A 20,136-nucleotide genomic window follows, 5' to 3' on the forward strand; every position below is an offset into this window, starting at 1 on the left:
GACGGGCGGCTCTGTCGGTTGGACGCTCCTCGGGGAGGGCCTCCTCGGTGAAGGTGTCAGTCGATCATTTCGGAGCCATGCGAATGGCGCCGTCGAGGCGGATCGTCTCCCCGTTGAGCATCGGGTTGGCGACGATCGCTTCGACGAGCTGCGCGTACTCGGCGGGCTTGCCCAACCGGGCCGGGTGCGGCACGGACTTGCCGAGGGATTCCTGCGCCTCGGCGGGCAGACCGGCCATCATCGGGGTCTCGAAGATGCCGGGGGCGATGGTGACGACGCGGATGAGAGAGGCGGCGAGTTCGCGGGCCATCGGCAATGTCACGGCGGCCACGGCACCCTTGGACGCCGAGTAGGCGATCTGGCCGATCTGCCCGTCGAAGGCGGCGACGGAGGCGGTGTTGACGATGACTCCGCGCTCTTCGCCGTCCGGCTCCTGCTGCTGCATGGCCGCAGCGGCGAGGCGGCAGACATTGACGGTGCCGACGATGTTGATGTTCAGCACCTTCTGGAATGCCTCGAGCGGCAGCGGACCCTTGCGGGAGACGAGCTTTCCGGGGGTCGCGACGCCCGCGCAGTTGACGACGACGCGCAGGGCGCCGAGTCCGGTGGCGGTGTCGACGGCGGCCTGAACCTGCTCTTCGTTCGTCACGTCGGCGGTGACGAAGTGGGCGGAGTCACCGAGTTCGGCGGCGACCTGTTGCCCCACCTCGGCGTTGAGGTCGACCATGACGACCTGGGCGCCGGCGGCCAAGAGGCGTTCGGTGGTGGCGCGGCCGAGTCCGGAGGCTCCGCCGGTGACGAGGGCGACGGTGTTCGTGAGATCCATGAGTGTCCTTTGCATCGCTGAGCGAACAGTTGATCACTGCGACTCTAACGCAGATGTGGGGACAGTCACTGTGCATGGTCGAGTGGGGCCGCCTCGGTGAGGGATCACCCTGACGGCGGCGCCGGTCGTGACCGGTACGGTGTCAATCGACACGGGGACGACAAAGCCCGCCGGTCGGGTGACCGGCGGGCCTGTCTCAGCTCAGTTGCGAGGGCGGACTCAGGCAGCCTGCTCCTCGGCACCGGCTTCGCGCACGGACTTCAGGGCCTCGCCCCAGGCGACGAGGTCGTCGACCATGGAGGCGAACGGGGCGGCCGAGACCTCGGTGGGGGCGAACGTACCGTCGGCGACGTCGGTGAAGATCGAGAACGATGCCTGGTCGCGGACGACGGCGAGCTTGTAGTTCGCGAGGATGTGGCGCAGGTGCTCAGCGGCGCGCACTCCCTTGTCGGCGCCGTAGTTCACGATGCCGGCGACCTTGTGGTTGAACTCGGTGGCGACGAAGTCGAGGGCGTTCTTCAGCGAACCCGAGATCGAGTGGTTGTACTCCGGGGTGACGAAGATGAAGGCGTCGAACTCTTCGAGCTTCGCGCCCCAGGCCTTCGTGTGGTCGTTGGCGTACATCTTCGCACCGGCGGGGATCACCTCGTCGAGGAGAGGCAGGTCGAAGCTGCCGAAGTCGACGACCTCGGCGCGGACGTCATCATTGGAAGCCAGCTGCTGCTCGACCCAGCTCACGATCTGCGGGTTGAGCGCCTGCGGGCGGGAAGTTCCGGGAATGATGGCAATGTTGAGCATATGCGTCCTCAAATCGTTGAGCGGTGTCCACCGGCCGGGCGGCCATGGCGGTCGAGTTCACTGGTGGAGCCTGCGACCCCGGCGAACCGGATCGGCTGCAGCTCCACCGTGACCAACATTGTTGAACACTCAATCATTCCCGGATAGAGAGTGACACTGGTCACAGGTTGGGGCCGGGTCAGGTCGCTCACCAGGCACTGCTCGATCACTGTTCCGGTGACGGGGCCATACGAAGTCCGCGACCGGTCGCAACGGACGCCGAACACGGCGATACCGTAATTCCGCGCGAAATCAGGCCCGCAGAGACCGCCTGTCGTGTATGGTCGTTGGGCAAGTGAAAGACTGTTCGTTAAAAAGTCGGCTTCAACGGAAAACAAGGCAAGGAGTCCGGTCATCGTGCGCTCAACCAACGGCCGCAACAATATTCTCCGCTCGGCCCGGGACACCTTCGCGGACAAAGGATTCGACGGCGCGTCCATCCGCGATATCGCACAGACAGCAGGTCTGAGCCTCTCAGCGCTCTACTACTACTTCCCGTCCAAGCAGGAAGCTCTCTACGAGCTCGTCCACACAGCGTATACCTGGTACGTCGAACACTGCCGAGCGGTCATCGCCGACGTCGATGACGATGTCGTCGACCAGCTGGCCGTGGCGGTGCGTTACCTCGCCCGCTATCGCATGGAGAACGTCTCGGTCTCCACCGTGCTGCTGCGCGATACCGAACGGCTCACCGGCGACAACGCCGTCCGCGTGAAAGAACTCCAGCGGGAGGCCCGCGAGATCATGGGCGATATCGTCCAGGCCGGCATCGACTCGGGTAAGTTCCGCGTCAGCAGTGCGGCTCTGGCCACCCGCGCCATCCACTCGATCTGCAACTCGCTCTCGCTGTGGTACCGGCCGACGGGCGACCTGACGCCTGACATGATCGAGCGCGACTTCACTCAGTACTCGATGCGCATCCTTGGTATCGACCCCGACGAGGCCGAACTCGACCGCCTGTTGGCCCTGCCGGTCAATCAGGCCGGAATGCTCGATTTCATCGCCGACACCAACTGACCCCGTTGCTACCTGACGGCGGCGCAACAACCTCGCGCGAGGTTGCTGCGCCGCCGTCAGGTAGTAATTAGGGGGTTGGGCGGAGGGTTCTTGCCAGCTCGCGGCGCTTCGCCTGCTCCTTCGGGTCCGGGACCGGCAGTGAGGCGATGAGGCGTTTCGTGTAGTCCTCCTGCGGCGCACCGAGCACCTGCTCACCCGTGCCCTCTTCGAGCAGCTCGCCGTGGAAGAGCACCCCGATGCGGTCGGAGAGCATATCGACCACGGCGAGGTCGTGGCTGATGAACAGGGCCGCGAAGTCGAAGCGGTTCTGCAGCTCGACGAAGAGCTCGAGCACCTTCGCCTGCACGGACACATCGAGCGCCGAGGTCGGCTCGTCGGCGATGAGCAGCTCCGGATCGAGCGCCAGTCCGCGCGCCAGGGACGCCCTCTGCCGCTGACCGCCGGAGAGCTCATGCGGATACCGCGCCGCATACGCCTTCGGCAGCTGCACAGAATCGAGGAGTTCGGCCACTCGCTGCGACCGGTCGTTCGCACTCATCTCCCGGCGGTGGATCGCGAACGGTTCGGCGATGCACTCCCCGATCGACAGATGAGGATTGAACGAGGCCGCCGGGTCCTGGAACACGAACCCGATCCGTCGCCGGATCTTCGAGAACTCACGCTCCTTGAACCCGACCATCTCGTGCCCGAGGACGGAGAGGCTGCCGCCGCTGGCCCTGGTCAGGCCCGCAATCGCGCGTCCGATCGTCGTCTTGCCCGAACCCGACTCACCGACGAGCCCGTAGACTTCGCCGGCCTTGATATCGAAGCTGACCTTCTTCACCGCGTGGAAGTCCGACTTGCCGATCCCGCCCGGATAGACGATATCGAGCTCGCGCGCGGTCACGATCGATTCGCGTCCGTCTCCGTCCTTCGCCGAGGCGGCTCCCTCCTTCGCCGAGGCACCCCCGTCCGACGTCTCCCCCGCCGAGGCGACCCCACCCGAGGCCTCCCCAGTCGAGTCAGTGCGCACTGAGGCGGCGGCCGCCTTGCGGCTTCCGGCCACGGTCGACCCGATCCGCGGCACCGCGGCGAGGAGTTCGCGCGTGTACTGCTCCTGCGGATCGTTGAAGAGCTGCTCGACGGTCGAGACTTCGACGAGGTCGCCGCGCAGCATCACGGCCACTCGATCGGCGAGGTCGGCGACGACGCCCATGTTGTGGGTGATGAGAACGATGGCAGTGCCCGTCTCGTCTCGCAGATCGCGCAGCAGGTCGAGGATCTCTGCCTGCACGGTGACGTCGAGTGCGGTGGTGGGCTCGTCGGCGACGATGAGCTTCGCCCCGAGAGCGAGGGCCATGGCGATGACGATGCGCTGCTTCTGCCCGCCCGAGAACTGGTGCGGGTAGTAGTCGAAACGGCTTTCGGCATCGGGGATCCCGACCTGCCGCATGGCCTTGACGACGCGCGCCTTGAGGTCGGCCTTGTTCGCCTTCCTATCGTGCGCGCGCAGACCTTCGGCAATCTGCCACCCGACCGTGAAGACGGGGTTGAGCGCCGTCGACGGCTCCTGGAAGACCATCGCCACGTCCCGGCCGCGCATGGCCCGCAGCTCATCGGCGGAGACGCTGAGCACGTTCGCACCGGAGATGACGATGGCCCCGGTTCGCTGCGCCGTCTCGGGCAGCAGACCGAGGATGGATCGGGCGGTCACGGTCTTGCCGGACCCCGACTCACCCACAATCGCCAGCACCTCACCGGGCGAGACGCTCAGCGACACGTCCTTGACCGCGTGGACGTCCCCGCCGTCGGTGGAGAAGGTGACGTCGAGCCTGTCGACATCGAGGATGCTGCCCGTCGCCGAGGCGGTCCGCTCGTGTTTCTGCTTGCTCATGCCGTGACCTCCGCGGGCTTGACGTTCTTGACCTTGGCTTTGCGTCGCACGCGCAGACGCGGGTCGTTGAGGTCGTTCATCGACTCACCGACCAAGGTGATTCCCAGCACCGTGAGCACGATGGCCACGCCCGGGAACACCGCCGTCCACCACACACCGGAGGTGACGTCCGGCAGTGCCTTGTTGAGGTCGTATCCCCATTCCGACGCCGAAGTGGGTTCGATTCCGAAGCCCAGGAACCCGAGTCCGGCCAAGGTCAGAATCGCCTCGGACGAGTTGAGTGTGAAGATCAGCGGCAGGGTCCGAGTAGCATTGCGGAAGATGTGCTTGGAGATGATCCGCGTCTTCGAGGCGCCGAGGACGATCGCCGATTCGACGAACGGTTCGGCCTTCAGCCGCAGCGTCTCGGCACGGACGACGCGGAAGTACTGCGGGATGAAGACGACCGTGATCGAGAATGCGGCCGCGGCGATGCCGCCCCACGCACTCGACTGACCGCCGGAGATCGCAATCGACATGACCAGCGCCAGCAGCAGGGTCGGGAAGGCGTAGACGGCATCGGCGATGACGACGAGGATGCGGTCGAGCCATCCGCCGATGTAGCCGGAGACGAGACCGAGGATGACACCGGCGAAGATCGACATGACCACGGCCACGACGATGACGGCCACTGCGGTCTGGGCGCCCCAGACGACACGGGAGAAGACATCGTAGCCGCCGACGGTCGTGCCCCAGATATGGGTGCCGCCGGGTGGCAGCTTCGACCCGAAGTTGCCCTCGGAGGTGCCCAGCTGGTTGAAACCGTACGGGGCGATGAGCGGAGCGAAGATCGCGCAGATGAGCACGATTCCGCACAGCACGAGGCCGGTGATGAGCATTCCGCGCTGCAGCCCCACGGACTGGCGCAGATGCGAGATGATCGGCAGGCGGGAGAACCAGGACTTCTTGGCCCGGTCGTCGAACGCCACTGCCGGTACTCCGGAGCCGGGAGCCTCCTCGGCGAAGGTCTGGGCCTCTTCAGCCGGGCCCTGGTTCTGCGGGTTGTCTGGAGTGGACATCAGTACCTCACTCTCGGGTCGATGAACGCGGCGATGACGTCGACGAGGAAGTTCGTGACCGCGACGATGACGGCGAGGAACACGACGATTCCCTGCACTGCCACGAAGTCACGGGCGGTCAGGTACTCGGCGAGTTTGAAACCGAGTCCCTTCCACTCGAACGTCGTCTCGGTGAGCACGGCGCCGGCGAGCATGAGCGCGATCTGCATACCCATGACCGTGATGATCGGGATCAGCGCTGGACGGTACGCATGCTTGGTGACCAGGCGGTATTCGGAGATTCCGCGGGATCGACCGGAGTCGACGTACTGCTGCTCGAGCGTGCCGATGAGGTTCGTGCGCACGAGCCGGAGGAACACTCCGGCGGTGAGCACGCCGAGGGCGATCGCCGGCAGCACCGCATGGGCGAGCACATCGCCGAGGACCGAGAAGTTGCCGATGCGCAGGGCGTCGATGAGGTAGAACCTCGTCGGGCCGACGACACCGGACATGATGTATTCGGTCTCTGTGGTGCCGCGGCCGGCGACGGGCAGGATCGGCAGGAAGACGCCGAAGACGAGCTTGAGGATCATGCCCGCGAAGAACACCGGGGTCGCATAGCCGAGGATCGCGAGCACACGCAGTGCCGCGTCGGGGGCCTTGTCGCGGTGATAGGCGGCGAGCATGCCCAGCGGGATGCCGAGGATGAACGCGACGATGAGCGCGTAGAAGACGAGTTCGACGGTCGCTGCTCCGTAATTGAGCAGGATCGACGAGACCGGCTGTCCGTCGGAGACCGCTGTGCCGAAGTCGCCTTTGAGCAGATTGCCCAGGTATTCGAAGTACTGGACGAGGATGGGCCGGTCGTAGCCGGCGGCGTGGACGCGCTCGGCCAGTTGGGCCTTCGTCAGGCGTCCTCCCAACGCTGCGGTGATCGGGTCACCGGTGATGCGCATGAGGAAGAACACCAGAGTGGTGAGAATGAAGATGGTGGGAATGATGAGCAGGAAGCGGATGAGGACATAACGTCCCAGACCGCCTCCCGAGGGCTTCTTGACCGCGACCGAAGTCTCGGCGGCCTCAGCCCCTGGTTCGCTGATGGCAGCAGACATGTGTTCCTTATGGGATGTGTTTCGATGCGCTCGCGGCAAGAGACAGCTCGGCGAGGTTCACTGCAGGCGTACGTACCTCGCCGCGGACGCGCCACGAGGTGCAGGCGGCCTGATCGGCTCACCTGCACCTCGTGTGGGTGATCACTTGCTCAGCAGTGCCAGACGGAACTGGAAAGCGGGGTCGAGGGTGTCGTCGACGCCCTTGACGTCCTTGCCGGACACGGCGATCTGGTTGCCCTGCAGCAGCGGCAGGGTCGGCAGTTCGTCGGCCAGCTCACCCTGGATCTTCTTCAGGGCATCTTCGCGCTTGCCCTTATCAGCGATCGAGGACTGAGCGTTGAGCTCCTTGTTCATCGCCTCGTCACGGTAGTGGTTGGCGAGGAACGACGGAGTCTCATCCGTGTCATAGAAGAACGGCATGAGGTAGTTGTCGGCATCCGAGTAGTCCGGGAACCAGCCCAGCTGGTACATCGGGTACACGTCGTCGGTGCGGTCCTTCGAGTACTGGACCCACTCGGTCGACTGCAGCTTGACGTTGAACAGCCCGGTCTTGTCCAGCTGATCCTTCACCAGGGCGTACTCATCGCCTGAGGAGGGTCCGTAGTGGTCAGGGTTGTACTGGAGCTTGAGCTCGACCGGGGTCTTGACGCCGGCGTCCTTGAGCGCCTTCTTCGCCTTCTCGACGTCGGCGCCGCCCTTGCCGTCGCCGTATTCGGACTTCAGCGGTTCGTCGGAGCCGGGAAGCCCGTCGGGCACGTGCGAGTACAGCGGAGTGAAGGTGTCCTTGTAGACCTGGCTGGCGATCGCCTGACGGTCGACGGAGTCGGCCATGGCCTGGCGGACAGCGAGCGCCTTCTTCTCGTCGGCGTCATCGGTCTTCGCGCCGAAGGGCATCGTGTCGTAGTTGAACACGATGTACCGGATCTCGCCACCGGGACCCTTGTGGACCTTGAGGTCCTCGTTCTTGCCGAGGTCCTCGACGTCGGTGGCCGAGAGCGAACGCCACGCGACGTCGATGGTGTTCTCCTGGACGTCGAGCTTCATGTTGTTCGCGTCCGAGTAATACTTCATCTGCACGGTCTCGGTCTTCGCCGGCTCGATGAAGCCCTTGTAGTCCGGGTTCGCCTTGTAGGTGATCAGCTCGTTGAACTTGAAGCCGTCGATCGTGTACGGGCCGGCGAAGGCCTTGCCGTCGACGATCTCCTGGTCCTTCGTGACCTTGTCGGCCGAGAACACGTCTTCATCGACGATCGGTCCGGCGGCGCTGGCGAGGACTCCGGGCCAGGTCTGGTCGTTCTTGCGCTTGAGGTTGAAGACGACGGTCTTCTCATCCGGGGTCTCCACGGACTTCAGACCGCCCAGCAGCGAAGAGGGCCCGTTGGGATCCTGGATCTTCAGCTGACGATCGAAGGAGAACTTCACGTCCGAGGAGGTCAGTTCGTTGCCGTTGGCGTATTTGAGTCCGTCCTTGAGCTTGACCTCGTACTTCGTCGGCTCGGTGAAGTCAGCGGACTCGGCGATCGATGGGTTGAGTTCGGCCGTGCCCGGCTTGTAGGCGAGGATGTACGGGTAGATCTGCTGTTCGACGAGCGAGCTTCCGTTGTCGTACGCAGCAGCCGGGTCGAGAGCCACGACCTTGTCCGTGGTTCCGACCGTGAGCATTCCGCCTTTGTCGTCCCCGCCGCCGCCTCCGGTCGTCGAGGTCGAGCAGGCGGAGAGGAGCAGAGCTCCGGCCGCGGCGATGGCCACAGCCTTTGCACCGGTTCGTCGTTTCATGGTGTTCCTGTCTTTCACAAGTGCTCTTCGTGTCTTCTTTGCTCGAAGAGATCCGCACCACATCTTACGGTTCCCGTCCCAAATAGTGAACTGAAGCACATGAAGTGATCCAGTTCGCAACGACTTCGCAACAATTCGCCGAGGCGGCCCTGCTCGCCACAGCGAAACTTCCCTTGCCGGGACAGCCGGGGCACTCCCCGCCGTCACCCCACATCACGCCCACAACCGCCGCGAACCGCTCCCAGCCGTAGCCCATCCAACGGCCGCGACTTCGGCGGCGCAACGGGGAGCCGCCTCGGCGAATTCGATTTGCGTCACCGATGACAATCGGTTTCACTTATGAGGTGCATCACAGAGAAGACACAGGTCCTTCACTGTTTCGATGCTCAGAAACCCCTGCCCCCCCTTCTGATTGGAAAAGCGTGTCCGCAGTCCTTGATTGGCTCAACGGAATCATCTGGTCCTCCGCCCTCGTGTACCTCTGCCTCGGTGCCGGCGTGTACTTCACGATCCGCTCCCGAGCCGTCCAGATCCGACAGATCAAAGCGATCTTCACGCAGATGTTCCGCGGGAAGAGCTCGAACGAGGGCGTCTCCTCCTTCCAAGCTCTCGCGATGTCGTTGGCCGGTCGCGTCGGCGTGGGCAACATCGCCGGTGTCGCCACCGCAATCGGCTTCGGCGGACCTGGCGCGGTGGTGTGGATGTGGATCTCCGCGCTGCTCGGAGCCTCAACGTCCTATGTCGAGTCGACTCTCGGCCAGGTCTTCAAGGAACAGGACCCCAAGAGCGGCGAATACCGCGGCGGACCGGCTTTCTACATCGAGAAGGCCTACCGGCACACGAAGGCCAAGGGCCTGTTCAAGGTCTACGGTCTCGTCTTCGCCGCTGTCACGGTTCTCGCGATGAGCTTCATGCTCCCGGGCATCCAGTCGAACGCGATCTCCGGTGCGGTCGAGAACGCGTGGGGAACTCCGACATGGATCACCGCGGTCATCCTCGCGGTCATCATGGGCTTCATCGTCATCGGCGGAGTCAAGCGCATCGCCCACTTCGCCTCACTCGCGGTGCCCTTCATGGCCGTCATCTACATCATTGCGGCGATCGCTGTCACACTCGTCAACGCCGACCAGATCATCCCCGTCTTCCAGCTCGTCTTCACCTCCGCATTCGGCGTCGACGCAGGACCGGACGCGGCCTTCGGCGGCATTCTCGGCATGGCGGTTCAGTGGGGCGTCCAGCGCGGGATCTACTCGAACGAGGCCGGACAGGGTACCGGCCCGCACGCTGCCGCTGCCGCCGAGGTCTCGCACCCGTCGAAGCAGGGACTCGTGCAGGCCGGTTCGATCTACATCGACACCCTCTTCGTGTGCTCAGCGACTGCTTTCATGATCCTCTCCACCGGTATGTACAAGGTCTTCGATGCCGACGGCGAGACCATCATCGGCACAGGACGCGGTCAGATGGCCGAAGCCATCGCTGCAACACCCGGTGAGAAGTGGCCTCAGGCCGGACTCGACACGATGATCTCCGGCTTCGGTGCGGGCTTCATCGCGATCTCGATCTTCCTCTTCGCCCTGACGACGATCGTCGCCTACTACTACATGGCGGAGACGAACCTCGTCTACCTGCTCGGCAAGGCCAAGAGCACATTGGCCCTGACGATCGGCACTCGTGTACTGCAGGTAGTCATCGTCATCGCGGTGGCCGTGGGCGCGATGTCGACTTCGGGCAGCGCCTGGGCACTCGGCGACATCGGAGTGGGCCTCATGGCCTGGCTGAATGTCATCGCGATCCTCATCCTCCAGCAGCCGGCGTTCAAGCTCCTGCGCGACTTCGAACGCCAGACCAAGCTCGGCCTGGATCCGGTGTTCGAGCCCGAGAAGATCGGCGTGCGCAACGCCGACTTCTGGGATCAGCGCGTGGCTCGCCTCAAGGCCGGCGAGGCGGTGCCGGAAGGCTGATGCCCCTCCCGATCGGGCTGCCGGCCGTACGGCAAGCAGCCCGATCGGGAGGCAGATCGTTCGGCTGACGCCTCGTCCGCCGAACCGAGGGACAGACTGCGAGGCCCGGGACAATGGCGTCCCGGGCCTCGTGCCATTCACAGTGGAATCTCGCCGAGAAACGGGCTGAGTGTCGAGACACGGGTGTGCGCGTGCGTTTCTCGACACTCAGCCCGTTTCTCGACGGTTCAGCATGCGCAGCACCCCCACAAAGCGGCCGCCGCCCTGAATCGGGCGACGGCCGCTGTCGGTTCACGGGGCAGACTCTGCTGCCCTCCGGCTCACCAGCCGAGCTGGCCGCGCTGGCTAAGCTGGCTGCGCTGGCTCAGCCGACTGAGCCGGCTCACTTCTTCAGGCTGGTGCCTGCCGAGCCGAGGTTCTGGCAGGCTTCGACGATGCGCTCGGCCATGCCCTTCTCTGCGGCCTTGCCGTAGGAGCGCGGGTCGTAGAGCTTCTTGTCGCCGACCTCGCCGTCGATCTTGAGCACTCCGTCGTAGTTGCGGAACATGTGCTCGACGACTGGGCGAGTGAAGGCGTACTGGGTATCCGTGTCGATGTTCATCTTCACGACTCCGTGGCGGACCGCCTCGGCGATCTCTTCTGCACTCGAACCCGAGCCGCCGTGGAAGACAAGGTCGAAGGGAGCCTTCTTGCCGACCTCGGCCCCGACCTTCTCCTGGATCTCACCGAGGAGTTCGGGACGCAGCTTCACATTGCCGGGCTTGTACACGCCGTGGACGTTTCCGAAGGTCAGAGCCGTGAGGTAGCGGCCCTTCTCGCCGGTACCCAGCGCTCGTGCGGTGGCCAGCCCGTCCTCGACGGTGGTGTAGAGCTTGTCGTTGATCTCGTTCTCGACGCCGTCCTCTTCGCCGCCGACGACGCCGACCTCGATCTCGAGGATCGAGTGCGCTGCCGTCGAGAGCTCGAGCAGCTCCTCAGCGAGAGTGAGGTTCTCGTCGAGCGGAACGGCGGAACCGTCCCACATATGCGACTGGAAGTAGGGATCGCCGCCGTTCTTCACGCGCTCGGTCGACGCGGCCAGCAGGGGCTTGACCCAGGCTTCGACGGCGTCCTTCGGGGCGTGGTCGGTGTGCAGCGCGATGTTGACGTCGTAGCTCTTGGCCACCTCGGCGGCGAAGACGGAGAACGCGATGGCGCCCCGCACGCGGTCCTTGACCGTCGGGCCGGACATGTATTCGGCACCGCCCGTGGAGATCTGCACGATGCCGTCGGATCCGGCCTCGGCGAACCCGCGGATGGCGGCGTTGATCGTCTGCGAGGAGGTGCAGTTGATCGCGGGGTAGGCGAAGCCCTGGGTCTTCGCGCGGTCGATCATCTCGGCATACACTTCGGGGCTGGCGATGGGCATACATGCTCCTTGGTCGGGGTCGGCCGTTTCTGCTGCCACCAGCCTACTCGTTCCGCCCCGCCCATGGCAGGAGGTCCCAACGGCGGCCCCACCGAGGATGCTCTCCCCTGGCACCGAACGTGGAGGACCCCGGCGCGCAATTTCGGATCCTGCCGCCGAGGAGGCCCGACCCTGGCTCAGACCTCGCTTCGGACGCTGCATTCAGTACAGTGGCCTCATGGCCTCGACGCTGACTCCGCCCGGTTCGGGCAATCGCCTGCGCATCTTCAATTGGGCCCTGTGGGACTGGGGCTCGGCGTCCTTCAACGCCGTGATCATCACCTTCGTCTTCGCCCCGTATCTGACGAAGTCCGTCGCCGCCACCGAGGAGGCCGGATCCTCGGCATTGGGCTGGTCGATGGCCGCGGCCGGCTTCGTCATCGCCGTCGTCGCCCCGGCCGCCGGCACCCGGGCCGACGCCGGGGGTCGGCATCGCCTGTGGCTGGGTGTGCACACCGCAATCGTCGTGCTCACGATGTTCGGGCTGTTCTTCGTCCGCGACTCCCCCGACTATCTGTGGCTGGGCCTTCTGCTCTTGGCCGTCGGCAGCGTCTTCTTCGAATTCGCCGAGGTGTCCTACAACGGCATCATGGTCCGCATCACCACACCCGACAACGTCGGCAAGGTCTCCGGATTCGGCTGGGGAATGGGATACGTCGGAGGGTTGGTCCTCCTCGTCATCCTCCTCGTCCTCGTCATCCAACCCGAGGTCGGCTTCCTCGGCGCCAGCGACGAGGAGGGACTGCGGTTCCGCATCGTCGCGGTCCTGTCCGCCGTGTGGTTTGCGATCTTCGCAATCCCCGCTCTGTTCTCGGCACCAGGGGCGAAGGTCAAGGGCACTTCGGGTGGGCACCCGATCCGAGCATTCATCGCCGACTACGCCGCACTCGTGCGCCGTCTGATCCGGATGTGGTCGACCGAGCATCAGACGCTGCGGTTCTTCATCGCCTCGGCGGTCTTCCGGGACGGTCTGGCCGCGATCTTCTCGTTCGCGGGCGTCCTCGCCGCCGGCAGCTACGGGTTCTCCGCCTCCCAGATCATCATCCTCGGCGTGGCCGCGAACGTCGCCGCCGGTGCCGGGGCGATGATCGCCGGATGGTTCGATGATCGGCTCGGACCGAAACCCGTCATCATCGCCGGTCTCATCGTCATCATCCTCGGCGGACTGCCGATCCTCTTCAGCGCCGAGGCAGCCGTGTTCTGGGTCTGTGCCCTGATACTCAGCTTCTGCGTCGGTCCGGTCCAGGCCTCGAGCCGGTCGTTCCTCGCCCGCATCACTCCGCCGGAGTCGGCCGGGGAGAACTTCGGCCTCTACGCCACGACCGGAAGGGCCGTGAGCTTCCTGGGCCCGGCGATGTTCGCCCTGGCGATCACGGTCTTCGGCTTCCAGCGGGCAGGAACGCTGGGCATCCTCATTGTTCTGGCGGTCGGCCTGGCGCTCATCATTCCCGTCCGACCCGACGCCCCGGCCCACTCCATGCAGGCCCGCGAGGAAAGCTGAAGCATTGCGGAGAGGCCGGGCGCCGGCCGCACCGGCTCACTGCCGAGCGAGCAGATCGTCGATCTGGTTGATCGCTCCGGTCGAGCCTTCGATGACACCCATCTCCAACACGGTGCGCAGTCCCTCAGCCGAGTCGAAGACCGATTCGTAGGTGGCACGAGTCCCGGTCTCGGTCGCTTCGAAGCGGTAGATGCAGCTGCTTCCCGGCATCGATTCGACGACGCTGAAGTCCTCATCGGCGAAATAGTCGCGGAACTCCAGGCGCGCGGGACGGTCGACGGCGGTCAGTTCCCACAATCCGCAGAACTTCTCGCCCTCCGGGCTCGTCATAAAGTATGTGACTCTGCCGCCGGGCTCGAGCGAATGGTCGACGACCGTGGCCGGATACGTCGGCGGACCCCAAATCTGCTCGAGCTGGCGAGGATCGGCATAAACTTCCCACACCCGTTCGCGCGGCGCCGCGAACTCGGCGACGATCGTCAGCGTCAGTGTCTCTTCGTCATGAAATGTGTCGATGACCGGCATGGCTGCTCCTTAAGCATTGCGGTGGTTTGCTTCACGACCCGGCCTGTTCGTCCCCGGCCAGAAGGTCGTCGATTCTCTGCACTCGGTCGACCCACTGGTCTTCGAGTTCGGCGAGCATGCTCCTGATGGTGCGAAGCGGACCCACCTCTGCGTGAGCGATCTGCTGCTTTCCGACTCGTCGCTTCGTCACCAGTCCTGCACGTTCGAGGACCGCGACGTGCTTCTGCACTGCGGCGAAGCTCATGTCGTAGTCGGCGGCCAGATCGGTCACCGAAAGCCCTTCTCCTGCGACTCGGCGTACGATATCGCGCCGGGTGCGGTCGGCCAATGCTTGGAACAGCGCATCCGCCTCGTCATCGAGAAGTCCTTTCATGCGATCAATCATACAACCAAATGGTTGTATGTAAATAGGTGCAGGCAAAGATTCTCGCGACCCGTTGACATTCGACATTGAACACGCGTTTAATATTAAACATGCGTTCAACGAACCCCGATTCCAACTCGCGCCGCTCTCCCAACACCTCTCCGGAGACTGCCGAGAAGATCCTCTCTGCCGCCGTCGCGGAGTTCGCCCGCCGCGGGTTCACTAAGACGACGGTCCGCGGCATCGCCGCTGCCGCCGAGGTCTCCCCCGGCCTGGTCATCCACCATTTCGGGTCGAAGGACGCGTTGCGCAGTGCGTGTGATGAACACGTATTCGAGCGAATCGCTGAGTCGAAGGCGGCGAACGCCGGCTACGCCACCATGGCAGTGCAGATGATGTTCGACGACCCCGAGATGTCCACTGCTGTGGACTACCTCGTCAAGTCCCTGCTCGACCCCAGCGAGCATGGCCAGCGCTACTTCGACCACTACGTCGACCTCGTCGAGTCCTATATCACCGAAGGATTCGCCGGCTACACCTTTCGACAGAGCGAGGATTCTCGTGGACAGGCGGCGACCATCGCGGTCATGGCCCTGGCCCCCTCCCTGCTCGAGCACCGCCTGCATTCGGTCCTCGGCACCGATGACACCACCGCAATGATGACCCGACTCGCCCCGCATCTGCTCGACCTCTACCTGCACGGTGCCCTCGAGTCAGTCCCCGACAACTCTCAACCAGGAGATGAGGAACCATGAGCACATTGACCCGTCCCCGCCGCACCGACGACGGCCGCGCATCCGCCTCGGCGGCGATCTCGATGCGGGACGTCGTGAAATCGTACGGACGCGTCCGCGCCCTCGATGGTCTCGACCTCGAGGTCGCCCGCGGCGAGGTCCACGGCTCCCTCGGCCCCAACGGCGCCGGCAAGTCGACGACGATCCGGATTCTGCTCGGAATCCTGCGACACAACTCGGGCACGGTGCGCCTCCTCGGCGAGGATCCCTGGTCGAAGGCGGTGACCCTGCACCGCCGCCTGGCCTATGTTCCCGGCGATGTGGAGCTGTGGCCGGGACTGACCGGCGGTGAGGCGATCGACCTGTTCGCCCGGTTGCGCGGAGGGGTGGACAGGCGTCGTCGCGATGAGCTCATCGAGCGGTTCGACCTCGACCCGCGGAAGAAGGGCCGGACCTATTCGAAGGGCAACCGGCAGAAGGTCGCACTCATCTCAGCTCTGGCCTCGGACGTCGAACTGCTGCTCCTCGACGAGCCGACGGCCGGACTCGACCCGCTTATGGAAGCGGTGTTCCAGGACTGCATCCGTGAGGCGAAGGACGCCGGTCGCACGGTGCTGCTCTCCAGCCACATCCTCGCCCAGGTCGAAGCCCTGGCCGATCGGGTGTCGATCATCCGCTCGGGTCGCATCGTCGAGACGGGGACCCTGTCCGAGCTGCGGCACCTGTCGCGGACGACGATCACCGTCGGGCTCGAACACGATGTGCCCGCCCTGTCCGAGATGACCGGAGTCCACGACCTCGTCCGCGAAGGTTCGCGACTGCATTTCAGCGCCGATACGGCGCAGCTGCCCCGTATCATGCGGGCGCTCGGCGAACACGATGTCGAATCGCTCACCGCGACCCCGCCGACCCTCGAGCAGCTGCTACTGCGTCACTACGGCAAGGAGGAGTCATGAATCTGCTGGCCGCATACACGGACGACGGGGATCGCACTGTCCACGGAGGCCCCGGGAACTCACCGCGAACCGGGCATCATCATGGTGCACATGAACGTGTTCGGCGTGGCCGCCTCGGCGAGGGAAACCTGGCAGGGTTGGGGAATCTGCTGAGATTCATGCTGCGGCGGGACCGCCTGTGGCTGCCGGTCTGGGTGCTTGCTCTCTCTGCGCTCACCGCGTATTTCGCTAATGCGATCGCCGTGGTCATGGATTCGGATTCGCTGCAGGCGATGACGGCGTTCGCGAAGAATCCGGTGATGGCGCTCATCACGGGGCCAGGTTACGGGCTCGACCAGGTGACGATTCCGCGGTTCATCGTCGGCATGTACGGGGTGTTCCTCATGATCGGGGCGGCTCTGATGTCGATCCTCACCATCTCCCGCCACACGCGCGCCGAGGAGCAGACGGGGCGGGCCGAACTCGTTCGCGCCGGCGTCACCGGTCGGCACACTCAGCTCATCGCCGCCCTTGCGCTCACGGTGTTCATGAATCTCTTGCTCAGCGCGGGCATGGCTGCGGCGTTCGGATTCTCTCAGGCCGAACCGGATTCGTGGTCGGCGACGATGCTGTTCACGGTCGGAATCGGCGCGGTGGGCTGTGTCTTCGCCGCCGTCACCGCGGTCACTGTGCAGCTGAGCGCGTTCGCCAGGGCCGCCTCGTCGATGGCCGGAGCGGTGCTCGCACTCAGCTTCGTCCTCCGCGGGATCGGTGATATGTCGCACGTGTCCGGGGGTGGCCTCGATTGGCTGTCGTGGCTCTCGCCCTTGGGGTGGGCGCAGCAGACGGCACCGTTCACCCTCGACCGCTGGTGGCCGCTGCTGTACTCGGCTGGTCTGTTCACGGTCCTCGTCGTCGCGGCCGCGATGCTGCAGTCTCGTCGTGACCTGGGTGCCGGAATCGTCGCAGAACGGCTGGGCCGGTCGCAGGCGGGACCGCTGCTGTCGACGCCGCTGGGTCTGGCGCTGCGCCTGCAGGCCTCGAGCCTGATCTGGTGGTCGATGAGCATGCTGGTCATGGGTGTGGTGTTCGGATCGTTCACCGGGCCCATGGACGAAGGAGCGGCGGGGATGCCGCCGGAGATCCTGTCGATCATGGGCGGTCGGTCCGGAATCGTCGACGGCTACCTCGGATACATGGCCCTGTACTTCGCCATCATCGTCGCCGCGTATGCGGTCATCGCCGCTGGTGGGCTGCGGTCGGAGGAGTCCTCTTTCCACACCGAACCGGTGCTCGCGACCGCGGTCTCCCGCAGCGGATGGTTGGCTTCCTGGGCAATGGTGACTCTGGTCGGGGCCGGTTGGCTGATGGGCATGGCCGGCCTCGGTGAAGGGGTGGGTGCCGCGATGTCGATGGACGATTGGTCCCTGGTGTGGCCGACCTTGCTCGGGCATCTCGCGCAGGCGCCGTCGATCTGGGCGCTGCTCGGATTCGCCTACCTGCTCTACGGCCTCGCCCCGCGGCTGATGAGCCTGAGCTGGATCGTCTTCGGCGCCTCGGCGGTGCTCGCCCTCTTCGGCGGGCTGATGCAGCTCGACGACGCGGTCCTCGATCTGTCCTTGTTCACCCATATCGGCCAGTATCCGGCCCAGGATCTCTCCGCCGAGGCGGTGCTGTGGTTGGCAGGGATCGCTGTGGTCCTCGTCGGGGCTGGGATCCTCGGATTCCGAAGGCGGGACCTCGTCACGGCGTGAGGTACCCCAAGGACCGGGCGCGGCTGAGGACGTCCGCCCGGTTCGAAACTCCGAATTTGCGGTAGAGAGCCGAAAGACGGTTCTTCACGGTTCCGGGCACCTGCTGCAGTTCGCCGGCGATCTCGGCAACGGACAGGCCACGTGCCAGCAGGTCGATGAGCTGGGCTTCGCCGACGTTGAGCTGCGGCGCTTCTGCCAGCTCCACGGAGACCGAGCCGATGCGCCGCAGTCGCTCCATAAGCTGCTCCGGTGAAGCGAAGGTCACGGCGAACTCGTTCGCGGCTTCCGCCCATACGGGCGAGTCGGCTGTGAGGTCGACGAGTCGGCTGCGATCGGTCAGCGGCAGCAGTGCAAGCGGCAGCAGCGAGCTCACCCAGGTCGAGAGACTCACAGCCGTCGTGAAATCACTCTGCGCTGCAGCCTGGTCCCCCGTACGCAGTTTGGCTGCTGCTCGGATGGCGGCGAGTTCTGCGCGGCTGCGTGGACTGAGCGAACGGTGATAGAACCAGGTATCGGCGCACGCGATCGCCTCGGCGTTGCGACCGGCCACGAGCTTTGAGCGGACGTCGAGGACGATGCGCGCATCACACGCCGGGGAGAGCCTTTCTCGGTCGAGCTCGGCCCACCGCAGCTGACCGAGTGCGATGAAGACCATGCTGCGTCCGAACGCAAGCAGATCCTTCTCAGCGGCGGATAGAACTCCGGAATCGCGATACCGCTCGGCATCATCGTTGACGAAGAGCAACCCGGATTCGGACTTTGCGGACAGCACTGCCAAGGTCCGAGCGATGAGAGGCAGATAGACCCACAATGTTCGCAGCTCGGGGTAAGCGGACAACGCGTCGAATTCCGTCCGAGCGCGTTGCACGTCGAGACGGTCGAGAGCCCGCAGCGCCGCCGCGATACGCAGCGGCGGAGTGACGAGCTCGTCGACGATGCCGCTCGGCCGTGTTGCTGAACGAGCTGCGACAGAGCCGGTTCCATCACAGGCTCGGCTGGACTCGGACGACTCTGCTGCCAATGCGAGATGGATATCGGCTCGTTCACAGTCGCCGCTGACGGCCGAGATGAGAGCTGTCCACGCGATGATTGCCGGCAGCAGGAAGTCGCCGTCGATGTGACCGGCCCGAGCTGGCCCCTCGATCTCATGGAGCAGGGACAGTGCCCGGCGAGACTCGGCTGCATGGTGGAGTGCGATCGCAGTGAGGAGTCGGACGACGGAACGCCCACGCACACTGGGCATCTTCGCCGCGGCACGGATGCCCAATTCTGCGGCATCACCGTGCCGGCCGGATTCGGCGAGACCGATCAGTTGACGAACGGTGTCGATGACATCCACCGGCAATCCGTCCGGCCGGATTTCTCCGCTCCCATCTTCTCCCAGTGCCGAGTCGCCGAGAATCGCCGGCAGTCGTGACCTCAGCAGTCCGGGCCCGGTATGCCTGATCACGGCGGCACGGATGCGTGCCGGATCGGCGGCAGCGGAATCAGCGTCGATGTCCTCGGCGAGTGTTCCGAAGAATTCGAGTCCGGGCCAGTTCGCACGAGTCTTGGGCGGCAGAAGACGAAACGCGGTGCAGGCGGTCCGCGGAGTGAGCAGGAACATCGGTATGCCCACTGCCTCGGTCACTCGCAGCAGCTGGGGCCAGCAGCCGCCGTGTCGGGCCAAGAGCAGCACGTCGCTGAGGAGTTCGGGCTCAACGGCGCCTGCCGATTCCATATGTTCGATGAGCACTTCGAGAAGTGAGGCGACCACCGGCCCCGCATCGGGTGTGGTGGTGAGGTCATATCGCAACTTAGCCGCGATGAGGGTAGGAACCTGCAACAGTGAGCCCCGCACCGAATCCTCAACACGAGTGAGCATCCCGCTGGAGTGGAGTCGGATCAGCACTCCTTCGGGGTCGTTGACCCCGATTCCGCCGAGGAGGTCATCAGCCACCGCGGTCAGCGCCCGCACGGCGGTCGGCTCTGACACAGCGCTGAGTTGAGCGAGCACCGAGGCTGCCGCCGTGTCACCGGGTCCCAGCTCCAGGGACAGCCGTGGACACAGTTCGACGACCCAATCGGCGAAGGCAGCAGACTCGGGCTCCACCGTGACGCCGGCGGTGGCTGCGGCACGGAGGACCGCCTCGGCGAAGAGAGCACGACCGGCGCATTCAGTCCACAGCAGGTGGCAGAGCTCGGTGTCGACCGGGCCCACGCCTGAAGATTCGAGTTCGATGATGAAGTCTCCCAGACTGCGGCGAGGATCTTGCGCTTTCCCTTCAGCATTCGAGCTCATGGTCGCCCATCCTTCATCTCGGCGGATCGCACCCGCGTCACGCTCATCGACGTACACGTGAGCTCCCCTCTCAGACGTCCCGCTGTCAACAATCGGATGACCGGCACGCAGCTTGCTGACCTGTCCGGACTCCCAATGTGCCTGTCATCCGTCGGC

Annotated in this window: 17 protein-coding genes; 6 read left to right on the forward strand and 11 right to left on the reverse strand. The window is 64.9% G+C overall.

The window, feature by feature from the left end; all coding sequences use genetic code 11:
• Positions 1-64: 64 nt before the first annotated feature.
• From HIM68_RS10200 to HIM68_RS10210, 3 genes are all read right to left on the reverse strand, one after another.
• Positions 65-826 (reverse strand): 3-hydroxyacyl-CoA dehydrogenase, encoded by a 762-nt coding sequence (locus HIM68_RS10200; RefSeq protein ID WP_172171873.1) that lies wholly within the window; start codon positions 824-826, stop codon positions 65-67.
• Positions 827-1,045: 219 nt separating this feature from the next.
• A complete protein-coding gene (locus HIM68_RS10205; protein WP_172171875.1) occupies positions 1,046-1,624 on the reverse strand; it encodes an NADPH-dependent FMN reductase in 579 nt (192 codons plus the stop codon).
• An 8-nt stretch (positions 1,625-1,632) separates the two neighbouring features.
• Positions 1,633-2,019, reverse strand: a complete 387-nt coding sequence (locus HIM68_RS10210) for a hypothetical protein (RefSeq protein WP_172171877.1) — start codon at positions 2,017-2,019, stop codon at positions 1,633-1,635.
• 1 nt (position 2,020) lies between these two features.
• Between HIM68_RS10210 and HIM68_RS10215 the strand changes: the two genes are divergently transcribed.
• On the forward strand, positions 2,021-2,680 hold the full coding sequence (locus tag HIM68_RS10215) for a TetR/AcrR family transcriptional regulator (protein ID WP_172171879.1): 660 nt from the start codon (positions 2,021-2,023) through the stop codon (positions 2,678-2,680).
• A 67-nt stretch (positions 2,681-2,747) separates the two neighbouring features.
• Here HIM68_RS10215 and HIM68_RS10220 read toward each other — a convergent pair whose 3' ends face one another.
• The 4 genes from HIM68_RS10220 to HIM68_RS10235 all read right to left on the reverse strand — a co-directional run bounded on the left by HIM68_RS10220 (position 2,748) and on the right by HIM68_RS10235 (position 8,478).
• A complete protein-coding gene (locus HIM68_RS10220) occupies positions 2,748-4,553 on the reverse strand; it encodes an ABC transporter ATP-binding protein (RefSeq protein ID WP_172171881.1) in 1,806 nt (601 codons plus the stop codon).
• The gene (locus HIM68_RS10225; protein WP_244195243.1) at positions 4,550-5,611 is read right to left on the reverse strand and encodes an ABC transporter permease; all 1,062 of its coding nucleotides are present in this window, start codon (positions 5,609-5,611) and stop codon (positions 4,550-4,552) included. The genes HIM68_RS10220 and HIM68_RS10225 overlap by 4 nt, the downstream gene beginning before the upstream one ends.
• The gene (locus tag HIM68_RS10230; protein ID WP_139469086.1) at positions 5,611-6,702 is read right to left on the reverse strand and encodes an ABC transporter permease; all 1,092 of its coding nucleotides are present in this window, start codon (positions 6,700-6,702) and stop codon (positions 5,611-5,613) included. The genes HIM68_RS10225 and HIM68_RS10230 overlap by 1 nt, the downstream gene beginning before the upstream one ends.
• A gap of 141 nt (positions 6,703-6,843) precedes the next feature.
• A complete protein-coding gene (locus HIM68_RS10235) occupies positions 6,844-8,478 on the reverse strand; it encodes an ABC transporter substrate-binding protein (protein ID WP_139469085.1) in 1,635 nt (544 codons plus the stop codon).
• A gap of 422 nt (positions 8,479-8,900) precedes the next feature.
• On the opposite strand from HIM68_RS10235, the gene HIM68_RS10240 reads away from it, so the two are divergent.
• Positions 8,901-10,439, forward strand: coding sequence for a sodium:alanine symporter family protein (locus HIM68_RS10240; RefSeq protein WP_139469084.1), 1,539 nt, complete (start codon positions 8,901-8,903; stop codon positions 10,437-10,439).
• A gap of 382 nt (positions 10,440-10,821) precedes the next feature.
• Here the strand turns inward: HIM68_RS10240 and fbaA are convergent, their stop codons facing one another.
• On the reverse strand, positions 10,822-11,847 hold the full coding sequence (gene fbaA, locus HIM68_RS10245; protein ID WP_139469083.1) for a class II fructose-bisphosphate aldolase: 1,026 nt from the start codon (positions 11,845-11,847) through the stop codon (positions 10,822-10,824).
• A gap of 217 nt (positions 11,848-12,064) precedes the next feature.
• Between fbaA and HIM68_RS10250 the strand changes: the two genes are divergently transcribed.
• Positions 12,065-13,387 (forward strand): MFS transporter, encoded by a 1,323-nt coding sequence (locus HIM68_RS10250; RefSeq protein ID WP_172171883.1) that lies wholly within the window; start codon positions 12,065-12,067, stop codon positions 13,385-13,387.
• 36 nt (positions 13,388-13,423) lie between these two features.
• Here HIM68_RS10250 and HIM68_RS10255 read toward each other — a convergent pair whose 3' ends face one another.
• The gene (locus HIM68_RS10255) at positions 13,424-13,912 is read right to left on the reverse strand and encodes an SRPBCC domain-containing protein (RefSeq protein ID WP_172171885.1); all 489 of its coding nucleotides are present in this window, start codon (positions 13,910-13,912) and stop codon (positions 13,424-13,426) included.
• 31 nt (positions 13,913-13,943) lie between these two features.
• Positions 13,944-14,285, reverse strand: a complete 342-nt coding sequence (locus tag HIM68_RS10260; RefSeq protein ID WP_172171887.1) for a helix-turn-helix transcriptional regulator — start codon at positions 14,283-14,285, stop codon at positions 13,944-13,946.
• Between the two features lie 101 nt (positions 14,286-14,386).
• Between HIM68_RS10260 and HIM68_RS10265 the strand changes: the two genes are divergently transcribed.
• Genes HIM68_RS10265 through HIM68_RS10275 form a run of 3 tightly spaced genes read left to right on the forward strand, consistent with a single transcriptional unit; the run spans position 14,387 to position 17,699 of the window.
• A complete protein-coding gene (locus HIM68_RS10265) occupies positions 14,387-15,031 on the forward strand; it encodes a TetR/AcrR family transcriptional regulator (protein WP_172171889.1) in 645 nt (214 codons plus the stop codon).
• Entirely contained in the window at positions 15,028-15,966 is a 939-nt protein-coding gene (locus HIM68_RS10270) for an ABC transporter ATP-binding protein (protein WP_172171891.1), read from the forward strand. The genes HIM68_RS10265 and HIM68_RS10270 overlap by 4 nt, the downstream gene beginning before the upstream one ends.
• A complete protein-coding gene (locus HIM68_RS10275) occupies positions 15,963-17,699 on the forward strand; it encodes an ABC transporter permease (RefSeq protein WP_216657058.1) in 1,737 nt (578 codons plus the stop codon). The genes HIM68_RS10270 and HIM68_RS10275 overlap by 4 nt, the downstream gene beginning before the upstream one ends.
• Here HIM68_RS10275 and HIM68_RS10280 read toward each other — a convergent pair.
• Positions 17,689-19,980: a LuxR C-terminal-related transcriptional regulator gene (locus tag HIM68_RS10280; protein ID WP_172171893.1), complete on the reverse strand. Its 2,292-nt coding sequence runs from the start codon at positions 19,978-19,980 to the stop codon at positions 17,689-17,691. The genes HIM68_RS10275 and HIM68_RS10280 overlap by 11 nt on opposite strands.
• Positions 19,981-20,136 lie beyond the last annotated feature (156 nt).

Origin of the sequence: Brevibacterium sp. CT2-23B, from assembly GCF_013168765.1 — a bacterium.
GTDB lineage: Bacteria > Actinomycetota > Actinomycetes > Actinomycetales > Brevibacteriaceae > Brevibacterium > Brevibacterium sediminis.

Bases quoted from the DNA above. Each gene is read 5' to 3' on its own strand.
- HIM68_RS10200 (WP_172171873.1), bottom strand. From the start codon at position 826: ATGGATCTCACGAACACCGTCGCCCTCGTCACCGGCGGAGCCTCCGGA.
- HIM68_RS10205 (WP_172171875.1), bottom strand. From the start codon at position 1,624: ATGCTCAACATTGCCATCATTCCCGGAACTTCCCGCCCGCAGGCGCTC.
- HIM68_RS10210 (WP_172171877.1), bottom strand. From the start codon at position 2,019: ATGACCGGACTCCTTGCCTTGTTTTCCGTTGAAGCCGACTTTTTAACG.
- HIM68_RS10220 (WP_172171881.1), bottom strand. From the start codon at position 4,553: ATGAGCAAGCAGAAACACGAGCGGACCGCCTCGGCGACGGGCAGCATC.
- HIM68_RS10225 (WP_244195243.1), bottom strand. From the start codon at position 5,611: ATGTCCACTCCAGACAACCCGCAGAACCAGGGCCCGGCTGAAGAGGCC.
- HIM68_RS10230 (WP_139469086.1), bottom strand. From the start codon at position 6,702: ATGTCTGCTGCCATCAGCGAACCAGGGGCTGAGGCCGCCGAGACTTCG.
- HIM68_RS10235 (WP_139469085.1), bottom strand. From the start codon at position 8,478: ATGAAACGACGAACCGGTGCAAAGGCTGTGGCCATCGCCGCGGCCGGA.
- fbaA (WP_139469083.1), bottom strand. From the start codon at position 11,847: ATGCCCATCGCCAGCCCCGAAGTGTATGCCGAGATGATCGACCGCGCG.
- HIM68_RS10250 (WP_172171883.1), top strand. From the start codon at position 12,065: ATGGCCTCGACGCTGACTCCGCCCGGTTCGGGCAATCGCCTGCGCATC.
- HIM68_RS10255 (WP_172171885.1), bottom strand. From the start codon at position 13,912: ATGCCGGTCATCGACACATTTCATGACGAAGAGACACTGACGCTGACG.
- HIM68_RS10260 (WP_172171887.1), bottom strand. From the start codon at position 14,285: ATGAAAGGACTTCTCGATGACGAGGCGGATGCGCTGTTCCAAGCATTG.
- HIM68_RS10265 (WP_172171889.1), top strand. From the start codon at position 14,387: ATGCGTTCAACGAACCCCGATTCCAACTCGCGCCGCTCTCCCAACACC.
- HIM68_RS10270 (WP_172171891.1), top strand. From the start codon at position 15,028: ATGAGCACATTGACCCGTCCCCGCCGCACCGACGACGGCCGCGCATCC.
- HIM68_RS10275 (WP_216657058.1), top strand. From the start codon at position 15,963: ATGAATCTGCTGGCCGCATACACGGACGACGGGGATCGCACTGTCCAC.
- HIM68_RS10280 (WP_172171893.1), bottom strand. From the start codon at position 19,980: ATGAGCTCGAATGCTGAAGGGAAAGCGCAAGATCCTCGCCGCAGTCTG.